We start from the raw sequence: 12,708 nt of genomic DNA, 5'->3' as shown, positions 1-12,708 counted from the left end.
TTCTCAGTCGCTCCAACAAACCATCCACTGCCTTTTGAATACTACCGGGTAAATCCTTAAAGGAGGCATCATACTGCAGCTTACGGCAGTAATCCAGTATACATTCTATATCCCTGAAGCTGCAATAATTGGTGGCAAACCAAAAAATGTAACAACCATCACACAGGCAGCAATAAAATAATTCTTCTTTATGATCATACCAGAAGGCGTCTTTTATAAGGAACGGTTTAATGAATGAGGTTAATGGGATTTTTTTTACGTACCGGCTTCTTTTTTTCAACATAATCCTGTTCTTTCTCATCCCACACATAATGATGTGATGCAACTTCAACCATTTCGTTTTTTACAAGTCGATAAGTGGTCACAGACCGTTCTCTTCCTCCACAGCATGCATTTGATTCCGTAATAGTTTTTGATACAGGGTCAAAGACCAGGGATATCCCATAGATGTTACTTTTGAAATATTTCTTTTTCGTGGGATTATACAAAAAGTATAAACTGGATTCATTGGCGCCCGCATAAGCTTCCTCAAAAATTGAAAAGTCCTCATACCCATCAAAATTGTAATCATCAACAGCTATACTATAGATCCCTCGCTGTTGGCAATCAACTGGTATTTGTTGCAGCAGGATCCCGGTTTTTTTGTCCAGAATTTTAACCCCTCTCACTGCAGCATAATACTCTCCACTATCTTTAGACAGTACGGTTTTAAAGTATCGCCCTTTTAATGAAATTGCCTGAATAACATCTTTATTGGTCCATGCGGTATCCTTTCCCCCTGTCATATCATAGTCCCTGCTTACCTGAACGGGCAGTGTTTTACCTGAGATCAAATCTTTCCAGATACCTGTTAGTGTTTTACTGTTTTCATCAAAAGGATCGAATATAATACTTGCCACCCTTGTCCCTGTTTTGTTTGCCTCAGAAAGTATCAAAACGCTGTCTTTTAATTTATAATCCAGCAATATTGGCGTATTATTCTTTTTATACAGATAGATACTACTCCACTCGTAGGGAATTAATTGCAACTCAATAGGATATTTATCAATAAACCCTGTGTAGTGCGTTTGCCCTACTGCATCGCATGTAAAAAGGAACAACAGTAATACAATAGCTAAGCGCATTGGTATCCGGAATTTAACATCTCATGCATTTAAAACAATTGCAATTTAATGCAATTCAATATATGTAAGCCGTATTTACGTACATCTCCTTTACTTTCAAATTCAACATTAACTTTCACCAAAAACGCTCCCCTGTTTAAAAACTTTCTCCAACCTGATATGGTAAAGTTACTATCGAATCAAAAAAGCATCGACAAGAATCGATGCTTTTAGTTTTATCTCTCAAACTTCAATAGCTGTTTATATTAATCCCAGGGCAGTAAAATCAGTATCCCCATTTTTTCATCACATCCAGGTCTTGTTTTACGCTTTCCAGCGGTGATAACCCCTGGTAGGATTCCTGTTCTATTATAAAATGCCTGGTTCCTCCAGATTTTTTCCCGAGATCTATTACTTCCTTTACAGGAATGATTCCCTTCCCCAGCACGGTACTTTCATAACCTCCTCCCATCTCTCCTTTGTCGGCTGCTTTAATTTCATCCTTTACATGCATCAGCTCAAACCGGCCAGGATATTTTTTAATGATATCAAGTGCAATACCTCCAGCATGATACATATTGCCTATATCCAGCTGTTGGGCTACCAGTGCCGGATCTGTGCTCTCCAGGATAAGGTCAAATATCTTTTTCCCATTAAGCTCCTGGCTAAACTCGAAATCATGATTATGGTAACCAAACTTCATCCCGGATTTTTTGCATAGTTCACCACTTTTATTAAATACATCCATGTAATTTTTAAAATCGTCGTAGTTGGTACGCATGCTTTCATCCAACCATGGACTGATAACAAACCGCTGCCCCATCACAGCAGCATCTTCTACGGTATATTTCCATTCATCCGTAAAATCTTTCTTTCCCGCATCCCAATGTTGTTTGCCCATCACCGTATGCCCACTCGGCATAGACAGTCCAAGATCACCAAGTACCCGTTTAAAATCCTTCGCTGCATATCCGTAGAACTTTCTGTTACCATAACCAGCATGCTCCACATTTTTATATCCCATATCTGCCAGCTGCCTTAAGGTGCCCAGCGGGTCCGTTTTCATATCATCCCTGATAGAATATAATTGGATACCTAAAACTTCTTTCTTTTTAGCTATTGCGGAAAGTTGTCTTGAAAACAGGGTTGTACCGGCCAATGCCAGGGTACCTTTCATCAGAAAACTCCTTCGGGAAATATTCATGGTAGTAATTATTTAATAAAGTGGCAGAAACGTACAATTCCTACCTAAAGTACTAAAATAAATTGGTTTTAGGGGTATAGTTATATGCGCTTTCTTAGGGTTACAATATATAAAAGAGGCGTCGCAGTGGGATACTGCTACGCCTCTATAATTTATAATTTGAACGCTACCGCTAATCTATCCATCCTGGGTTTTGCCAGTCTTTACCTGAAAGATCTATCATTTTATTTACTTCACTCTGATCTATCGGATACATTAAGAACTTATCAGAAGAAGATGCTCTGTCGGCAAATTTAAAACGGGTATAAGTCAAAATTGCACCATTCTTGGTGATCCTCATCCCGGTAACAAACTTATCGGTTTGAGACAGGATCTTCCAGCGACGCACGTCAAAGAAACGGTGTTCTTCAAAGGCCAGCTCAATACAGCGCTCATTTCGGTACTTTTTCTCAAAATCCACTTTGGACATGCCGGTAGGAAATGCTGGCATACCAGCTCTTGCACGTACCGCACTTACCGCTTCCCTGGCACTCAGGGACATATTACCAGCATTGATCGCAGCATCAGGTCCTACAGCTTGGTAAGCTGCTTCCGCAAAATTCAGGTACAATTCTGCCAATCGGAATAATCTGATACTACCGTCTGCATTTCCATTCGGCCCGGACTTGTAATTATTATATTTCCGCAGATAGTATCCTGTTCTGGTAAATTTGCGATTACTCGCAGATATGCCATCTTCCCCATTCACAAAACTCTCCACCTTTTTTCCATTAGGCTGATCCAGATTTCTGACTGCCCCATTATAATAAATAGAAGCATAAAAGCGGGGGTCTCTTCCTTCATAGGGCTTTTGTGGATCATAGCCTGAAGCAGGATTTAATATCGGCACCAGCCGGCTTGCATCTGAATATCCTAAAATCGGTGCTTCTCCATTTGCCATTTCATACCGGTCTACCAGATCCTGCGTAGGATTAGGCCCGGCCTTCTCCATCCCCTGATTAGTGGGCAAACCTGCATATCGCCATACCTGCATCTGCGCTCCGATGTTAAGGATCGTTTCCTTGTCCCTGGTGCGTTGATCATTCGATGATGTAAAATGATACAGTGCATAAGCATTCTGAGCCGTGCCGGCATCTGGTTGTTCATCAAACAACTTGTAGTCATTGGCCAAACATTGAGATAATGCCTCACTGGTTATTTCCTTGGCTTTATCCCAGGTATAGGTACCATCAGTCCATAACGGGCTGGCTGCATAAAGAACAGCCTCTGATTTTATAGCATAAGCTACAGCACGGGACATAATCCCATACTGATTATCATAAATCTGCCATGGGAATCCGGGCCTGCTTGCTGGCACCTTCAATGCCGAGTCACAATCATTCAATATAAAAGTAACCACCTCATTAAATGTTGCTTTCACATCTTTTGAGAAATCGTGGTTTACCGGTAGTGACTTATCAAAAACAGGTACTCCTCCATACCGCTTAATCAATTGCAGATAATAGAGTGCACGAAGTGTATGGGCCTGTGCTTTCCATGATGCTTTCTCTTCTTCAGTCGCAATTGTTTTTGAAGCACCTATATTCTCCAGAAACACATTACACTTGCGGATACCGGTATATAAGTTACCCCATGGACTACCATCCGCTGAATACTGGGAGTAACTCTGAGAAGTAATGCCTCCGGTATACCAAAAACTGTATGGTGATGCAGGGCTAATATCATCTGCATCCTGGGCCTCATCCGTAAATGAAGAACGGTCCATATAAGGAGCAGGACAATAGCCATAACAGGAGTTCAGATATCCCCTGGTCCGGTCATAGTTGTTAAATACCTCGTTCAGGGAAATCCGGCCGTCACTGGGCAAATCCAGTTGTTTCTGGCAGGATACAGCAACTCCGGCACCGATTAGTAATATGATAATATATTTTTTCATACCAGTAATGTTCTTTTGTAAATAATCAAAGACTAAAAACCTACACTTACACCTATATTATACACCCTGTACACCGGGAATGCATTGTATCCACCTCCTTCCGGGCCAAAGTCTTTGGATTTCATCTTGTCCCAGGTAATTAAATTCTGCCCACTCAGCAACACCCTGATTTTATCAGCAGAAATCTTTTTAGCAACAGACAGTGGAAGTGTATAAGCTATTTCCAGATTTTTAAGCCGGATATATGACCGGTTGTAACTGAAAAAGTCATTGGCTTCATGATTCACTGTTTTGCTTAATGAAAGTGCCGGATAGGATATGGGCGCTCCCTGTGCATACCTTTCCGGTGTCCAGGCATTAGCGTGCAATGCACCAAATACACCATCATAATCGGTTTCCCAGATACCTTGCCCTCCATAGATGGAAGAATACTCACCCACTCCCTGGAATATAAAGTTGAGATCAAAAGCCTTATAGCGGACCCCACCATTTATAGCATATGTCTGGCGCGGAATGATCCCATTACCAATAGGAGCTTTATCTCTGTCGTCTATAATTTTATCTCCGTTCAAATCCTGGTACTTAAGATCTCCCACTCTGGGAGTACCAATGCCATAAGTTAGCTGGCTGCTGGTGATTTCAGCCTGGGAATTAAAAAAACCATTCCCGTTGCTATAATCCACCAGATAACCAAACTCCTGCCCAAAGGAATATCCTTCTTCTCTTTTCCGGTATGCATAATCTTCTGCCCTAAGCGCTTCATTCCAATTGATAATGGTATTCTTCGCATAGCTGTACATTCCGCCAATGGAGATATCCAGGTCGCGATTAATGCTTTTAGAATAATTGATCACCACCTCATAGCCTTTATTTTCAAAAATGCCGGCATTTTTCTTAGGGTAATTATTTAAAGGCACCCCCTGATACAAAGGTATTTTTGAGAGTGCGCCCACTACCATATTCTCCATGCGTTCTTTGAATACATCCACTGAAACAGAGAGTGCATTAAACAAACCAAGGTCTAACCCAAAGTTTTGTTTCGTAGAGATTTCGGCCTGTATATCCGGATTCCCCACCTGGTTTTCTGTAATAATGTATTGCAGGTATCCCAACGGTCCACCGCCACTTACTGTTACATTATCCAGGTAAGCAAAACGATTCAATCCACTCTGATCGTTAGCTGTTTTACCCCATGATGCACGTAGCTTAAGCTGGCTTAACCAGGTTGCCTCTTTCATAAAACTCTCGTTCGACAAGGCCCATGCTACCGATATTGCCGGTGTTGCTATATAACGGCTGCTTCTTGCATATTGCTCAGACCCGGAATAACCCACATCCAACTTTACAAAATAACGGTTATCATACCCATATGCGGCCTCAGCCCCTGAACTCACTCTATTATAGGGTAAAGACCATGGTGCCCCCAAATCCGCTTTGGTTAAATTCTGGAAAAACATATAGGCTAATCCGCTTACACTATGTTTATTGAACTCCCTCTTATAGTTCAGCACCCCATTATAGGTAAGATGATAATAATAAGAATGCGTTTTTGAGTAACCCAGCGGGGTATTGATGTCTGTTCCTTTCTTTGAGAATTTAAGCTCCGTGGCATCATCTGTCCTCAGATAACGTTCATAATTCTGCGTGGTTCCCAGACTGCCTACTGAATTGGTCTGGTAAGCAAACGTACCGGTTAAGCTTAATCCTTTGGTGAGAAAACCCATATCGAGTTCCAGCCCAACCTGCGAAGTAATATTCGTTACGGTATGTCTGTAATAACCAGAGCGGTTCAACATCCCATAGGTAGGTGCTCCTACTCTTTCTGTGGTAATAACTTGTCCACCGGGATCTATCACCTTATTAGTAGCCGGGTCTATAACAGCGGGTGTAACCGGCCCATAAGTAGTGGGCGGCATTTGAAACAAACTTCCATAAATAGTAGCATTACCTGATCCTGGCGTGCGCTCTCTTTTGATATTTCCGCTTAACCGCACAAATCCTTTCAGGTACTTATTCAGGTTCATATCCAGATTAGAACGGTAGTTTACCCATACGTTGTTGGCATTGGGGTTATACCTCGTTTGATCTGTTTTAAACTGCCCACCCTGATGCATAACATTGATATTGGAAAAGAACTGTACCCTATCATTCCCACCAGTCAGGTTTACACCTACACGCTGCATAGCAGCCAAATCCTTCATATACTCATCATACCAGTTATTATTAGGATATAATGCTCTATCCTGTCCGGAACGATAACCTGCCATCTGTTCATCCGTAAATATTTTATCCTTCCCATCATTTAATGCCGCCTGGTTTCTCATGGTAGCATATTCTGCGGAATTATAGAATGTTGGTTTGGTAGTTACCTGTTGAAAGGATTGGTCCATGCGCACATTTACCCGCAATGCTCCTTTCTTACCCCGCTTAGTAGTAATTACCAGCAATCCATTGGCACCCTGTATACCATACAATGCCTGGGTAGAAGCATCTTTCAATAAGGTAATGGATTCAATTTCGTTGGCCGTGATATACTCCAGCGTCTGGTTGCTATTGTAAGCGCAGATAATGCCATCAATAATCACCAGTGGACCGTTCTGACGTGCCGCCGACAAACCTCTTACAAATAAGTTGGTATTAGCCCTGGACAATTCAGAAAATGTTTCCATCGTAGTAAGCCCTGGCAAACGGCCGGCCAGTGTCTGGGTCAGATTGGCCACCGGTGCTCTTTCCAGTGTTTCACCTGTTACGGTAGCTACTGCACCGGAAATTTCCCTTCTTGTTTGGGAACTATATCCTAACTGTATTACCTCGTCCAGGTGATGCGCATCCGGCTGCAATGTTACAGTAGTAAGTTCACTGCTGTTCCTGGCGAGCTTCCGTACGGCATATCCGGCGGTATAGAATATCAGGTATTCGCTATCATCATCTACAGATAAAGTATACTCACCATCCACATTTGTGGAAGTCCCGTTTTTCTTGTTTTGCGTATTAACAGTAACGCCGTTCAGCGGTCGTTCATATTGATCTACTACCTTCCCTTTAACAATAGTAGGGCTCACCTGCGCATAGAGCGTGCCGGCAAGTGTACTCATCAGTACAATTGCAAATGTGAGCGTAGATATTATAGTGGCTTTATAGTTCATTTGGATTTGTATTTACAAGCATTTACAAAATTTCAATATTACCAACCTGCATTTTGCCAACTGGTACCTGTAATTGCCATCAGGCGATTAGCTTCCGCTAGCGGGATGGGAACAAAAAGAAACTTATTCGTATAATTCTTACGTTCCGTGTCCCTTACGGTGCGTCGCTGATATGTAAATGTGCCATCCGGTTTTCTGGTAATTTCCATGGCAGTAATCCATCTGTCTGTTTTCGAAAGATCTCCACTGGGCGCCGTCCAACGGCGTATATCGAAATACCTGTTTTCTTCCATTGCCAGTTCTACCCTGCGTTCGTTACGGATGCGCCGGATCAGTTCATCTTTTGGTAAAGATGTGGGCAGGTCCGGCATTCCAGCCCTGGCTCTGATTTCATTTACAGCTGTAATAGCCTCACCCAGCTGACCTGCTTCTGCAGCAGCTTCTGCAAAATTGAGAATCACTTCTCCCAGCCGGAATAATTTCCAATTGGCACCTGCCACGGGATTGTCATTGCCACAATTGGGATGAAGGAATTTGCGCTCAAAATAACCGGTACGGGTAGCCTTTCTTGTTGTGGGATGAATACCCGTTTGTGGCTCTCCTACATAGGTGCTGATAACTCTTGCCCTGTTACCAATGCCTCCGGGATAGTTCTCATAAGATTGTGGTGTTTCCGCAAATGTCCACCAGCATTTCCGTTTTGATCCATTATAATAAATAGAGGCATAGAAACGGGGATCCCGGTTCTTATAAGGATCATTCGGGTCATACATTTTATTGGCAGTATTATAGTTAGGTTGTAAATGCTTATCATCTGCATAGGGATTAGCCAGGTTAAGTACCGGTTCCCCATTGATTGTTTCATAAGCATCTACCAATTCCTGTGAAGGGCAGGTACCTGATTTATAGCCATCCTGTGCGCCTATCCCATCAATGTCCCAAATATTTCCCTGGTTTTCCCTGCATTGATAGATCGTTTCCTTGTCAATCGGATTCGCTGCATACTGGGCAGTTTGGGTAAAATATTCATTGTATAAAGCGGTATGTACATTCTTATCAGGTCCGAGGTAAGCATCATCTGAAAGATAAATATGAGGCAGATTCACTTTATTATACAACTCAAAACCATTGGCTCTGAGGTGGGCAAGTGAGGTCTTATTTACTTCATACGCTTCCTGCCAGTGGTTTTGCCCACTACTATACAAGGGACTGGCTGCAAAAAGAATCATTTTCGATTTAATAGCTTCTGCCATTGCTCTGTTCACACGGCCAAACTCTCCGCTTGAAACGATTCTCCAGGGCAATTCATTGATAGCTAGTGCGGCATCACAATCCTCCATAATAAATTTCACAACATCATAATAGCTCTCCTTCTTTATTTTAGAGAAATCGTCTGTAAATGCATAAGGTGTTTTAGCGATAGGTAAAACTGGCCCAAACCATTTTAATAACTCTGAATAGTAATAAGCTCTGAGTAAATGTGCTTCCGCTTTCCAGCGCTTTCTGTCATCCGGATTAGACACAGTGGCACTATCAATTCTGCTCAGAAAAACAGAGCAATTACTGATGGCATTCCAGTACCTGCCCCAATAATCATACTTACCATCCTCAAAATCACGGTTGGTTACAGGATGATTGCCAGCAGAAGCATCTCCATTATACATGCGGCCAGACATAATCCAGGGTTCCGCTTCCGCATCAGTATCCCAGGCTTCATCACTCCATTCCACCGGCCCACGGCTCCAGAAAAAATACTTGGTTCCCTTTATAGGCATATTATCATAGCAGGAATTTAAAAATGCGGCAACTTTCGTATTATCTGAAAAAACATCATTTAGTGAAATTTTCCCGTCCGGTGCCATGTCCAACGCCTTCTTACAAGCTCCCATGGCTAGTACCGACAGCACAAACAAATACACGTATATTGTTTTCATAATTTTTTGTTATAAGATTAGAAGGTAACATTGCATCCAAAGTTCATCATCCGTGTTACGGGATACCCAAGAGAACTATTGTTTTCCGGATCCAGGTGATCCATCCTCAGCTTATCCCAGGTAAACATATTCTGACCACTGATATAAACTCTTGTTGACTTAACACCAATTTTATCCAGGGTTTTTGGAGGCAGGGTATACGCTAATTCTATGTTCTTAAGACGTACAAATGATCTGTCCATAATAAAAAAGTCATTAGGAACATGGTTGGTATTACTATGTGTACTTAACGCCGGATAAGTAATTTTCTCTCCGTTGGCATATCTTTCCGGGGTCCAGGCTGTTTTATGATAACCAAAATAAGTTCCCAGGATAGTATATTCATTAACACCCTGGTTGGCATAATAGGAAGAGTATTTACCTACCCCCTGAAAAAACACGGTAAGATCAAATCCTTTGAATCCTACGGAGGCAGTGGCTCCATAAACGATACCGGGTATGCTGGAATTTTTGATAGGTGCTATATCTTTGGCATCCACTACACCATCTCCTGTTAGATCCTGGTAAATAAAGTCTCCCACTCTGGGGCTTCCAAAACCGTAGGTGGTATGTTGCAGGTACTTGTCCAGCTCTTCCTGGGAATTAAAAAAACCGTTTCCGTTGCTGTAATCAATTTTATATCCTCTGGCTTGCCCGAGCGGGAATCCTGTAGCAGAATAACGGTAGGCATATGACTCATCGTTGATGGCTTCATCCATGAACTTGACAATATTATGGTTATATCCATAATTTCCTCTGAATAAGAGATACAGATCTTTATTCAGTTGTTTTCTGTAAGTCAGCTCTATCTCAAAACCTTTGTTATCCACCACACCCATATTCACCTTAGGAATATTGCTTAATGGTGTTCCCTGCAGTGCAGGAATAGTACCCCGTTCAATCAGGATAGAACTCCTGTTTTCGATGAAGTAGTCAAAAGTAAGTGACAAATCCTTGAAAAGTCCGATGTCAATACCATAGTTTTGTTTCTTTGCTTCTTCCCATGTTACGTCCGGGTTGCCCAGCAGTCCCTGCTTTACACTTTGTCCTCCGGCTCCCGGAGAAGGTGCACCTAGACTGGGCAATACTCCACCGCCCATGCTAATATTACTTAAGTACAGGAAGCGCGCACTGGCGATTTTATCATTACCCACTTTACCATAGGAGGCTCTTAACTTCAGGTTGGTAATAAAGGAATGATCCTTTAAAAACCGCTCATTACTCACTACCCACCCTATGGAAGCGGCTGGAAAGAAACCATACCGCTTGCCAGGTGCAAATTGCTCAGAACCATTGTAACCTGCATTAATTTCTGCCAGATAACGGTTGTCGTATCCATAAGTCACCCTTGCAGAGGCACCTACCACATTAAAGGGAATTTCTCCCAAAGTCGTTTCCCAGTAATCACGCTGTGCCAATATCATTCCGCCTACATCATGCTTCCCACCAAATGTCCTGGCATAGTTCAGGCTTCCCTGCATATTGACATTATAACGGGATTCCGCTGTTTTTCCAATAGACAGCGGCTCTTCCCCGGAACGCTTCAATGCATAGGTCATTTCATCTGTATCATAATTTATCTGTGCCAGATACAAGCGTTCTGTCTTATTACCTTCCATAGTAGTATTTGCTCTTGTATCATAGGAAATCATTCCTTTAATACTAAGTCCTTGCGTAACCAGCTTACCTAAATCCCATTCCAGGCCTAATGTAGTATTCAGGCTGGACCTCACTTCATTGCGGAATCCCCGCCGGTTCATGATTTCAAAGGCGGAGCGGTCCAGATATCCGGGATCTACAATCTGTCCGGCCGGCACGCCAAATCCATCGATGGTAGTAGGACCAGGCGTAATAGGCAATACAGTCTGCGCCTGATAGATCAGATCTGAGATCATCCAATCCGTAGAACCGCCATACATGCCCCCAACAGCCGGCATATTCAACTTTTCAATATAGCTGCCGATATTCAGAATCGCCTTTAAAGAAGGAGTGATTTTGTAATCAAGATTAGTCCGGAAATTGTAACGATCCATTTTCACAAAGGGATCATATCCCAGAACAGATTCCGGCTCTGTTTTAAGGTTTCCTCCCTGATGGAGATAGGAGGCATTGGCAAAGTAAGAAACTTTATCAGTGCCGCCGTTAATATTCATATTCACCCTTGTTTGAGGAGAATAACGGGATATAAATTCGCGGTAATAATCATGATCAGGATACATATATCTCCTGAGGTTTGCTTTCTTTTCATAGTCCGGATCATTGGGATCAAGCCCCAACAGTGGATTGGCATACTTATCCATTACAGCCTGGCTAAAAGGTGGGGTAGTCATCCCATCATTTTTAGCAGCTTCATTTCTTAGTGCCATATACTCCAATGAATGCAGCCGTTCAGGCTCCCTCGTAAATGACGAATAACTCTGGTCCACGCTTAGGTTCAGCTCCGCTTTACCAGGTTGTCCTCTCTTTGTGGTAATCAGGATGACTCCATTTGCCCCCCTTACTCCAAATACAGCGGTAGCAGAAGCATCTTTCAGAATGGTAATGGTGGCTACTTCATTTGGATCAATCGTCCGGATGTTATCACGCGGTACACCATCAATCAATACCAGTGGGTCGGTATTATTAACTGTGGCTGCACCCCGCAGGTACATTCTGGCATCATCACGTCCGGGTTGCCCTCCACCGGACTGTATTGCAGTCAATCCCGGTAAACGGCCCGCCAAAGTCGCAGTCATACTGGCGGCTGAGCTTTGCTTTATTTCTTTGGTATCGATTGTAGAAACGGCCCCGGTAACAGATATTTTCTTCTGCTTTCCATATCCTACCACCACTACCTCTGATAATTTCTCATCAGTTGCGGAAAGCCCGATGTTAATGCTGGCACGCCCATTGACCGGTACTGTTTTCTTCGTAAATCCGATATAGGCAAAAACCAATACGGCATCAGGTGCAGCATTAAGCGTATACTTCCCGATTACATCCGTCTGGGCACCGGTATTGGTGCCCTGTACCATAACGGTGACCCCTGGCAACGGGCTCCCGCTTGTTGAATCAATAACCGTTCCCGTTATTTTTATCTTTTCCTGCGAGAAGGAATTTAATGAACAGCACATGGCTACCAGGAGCATAGTAAAGGCTGTCCAGTGACGTTTACAGTTTCTTTTCATAGTGTGGTCGTTTTAAGGCTTTTAACGATAACCTGATTTTGGTTTAGTAAAATTTGCATCATATTATTAATCTATGGATCCGAACAGAATAAGATGAACGCTACATCCTTTTCATCCTTCACTTACAGGCATAGCATACCCGGTGCTCTCAGTAGTGCCTACTGACGCTCAAATAATAA

6 protein-coding genes are annotated in these 12,708 nt (G+C 42.7%); all 6 read right to left on the bottom strand.

Going from position 1 to position 12,708, the window contains the following annotated elements; genetic code table 11:
- Positions 1 to 227: 227 nt before the first annotated feature.
- Positions 228 to 965, bottom strand: coding sequence for an XAC2610-related protein (locus ABR189_RS01750; RefSeq protein ID WP_354658716.1), 738 nt, complete (start codon positions 963 to 965; stop codon positions 228 to 230).
- A 424-nt stretch (positions 966 to 1,389) separates the two neighbouring features.
- Positions 1,390 to 2,307, bottom strand: a complete 918-nt coding sequence (locus tag ABR189_RS01745) for a sugar phosphate isomerase/epimerase family protein (RefSeq protein ID WP_354658715.1) — start codon at positions 2,305 to 2,307, stop codon at positions 1,390 to 1,392.
- 172 nt (positions 2,308 to 2,479) lie between these two features.
- Positions 2,480 to 4,243 carry a RagB/SusD family nutrient uptake outer membrane protein gene (locus ABR189_RS01740; RefSeq protein ID WP_354658714.1) on the bottom strand — a complete coding sequence of 588 codons (1,764 nt, stop codon included), beginning with the start codon at positions 4,241 to 4,243 and terminating at the stop codon, positions 2,480 to 2,482.
- 32 nt (positions 4,244 to 4,275) lie between these two features.
- Positions 4,276 to 7,389, bottom strand: a complete 3,114-nt coding sequence (locus ABR189_RS01735) for a SusC/RagA family TonB-linked outer membrane protein (RefSeq protein WP_354658713.1) — start codon at positions 7,387 to 7,389, stop codon at positions 4,276 to 4,278.
- A 38-nt stretch (positions 7,390 to 7,427) separates the two neighbouring features.
- A complete protein-coding gene (locus ABR189_RS01730) occupies positions 7,428 to 9,323 on the bottom strand; it encodes a RagB/SusD family nutrient uptake outer membrane protein (RefSeq protein ID WP_354658712.1) in 1,896 nt (631 codons plus the stop codon).
- A 17-nt stretch (positions 9,324 to 9,340) separates the two neighbouring features.
- Positions 9,341 to 12,529: a SusC/RagA family TonB-linked outer membrane protein gene (locus ABR189_RS01725; protein WP_354658711.1), complete on the bottom strand. Its 3,189-nt coding sequence runs from the start codon at positions 12,527 to 12,529 to the stop codon at positions 9,341 to 9,343.
- Positions 12,530 to 12,708 lie beyond the last annotated feature (179 nt).

The sequence above is a fragment of the Chitinophaga sp. H8 genome (assembly GCF_040567655.1).
Taxonomy (GTDB): domain Bacteria; phylum Bacteroidota; class Bacteroidia; order Chitinophagales; family Chitinophagaceae; genus Chitinophaga; species Chitinophaga defluvii.
The sequence above is the reverse complement of the archived record's forward strand: the minus strand, read 5'-3'. Positions and strand labels throughout refer to the sequence as shown.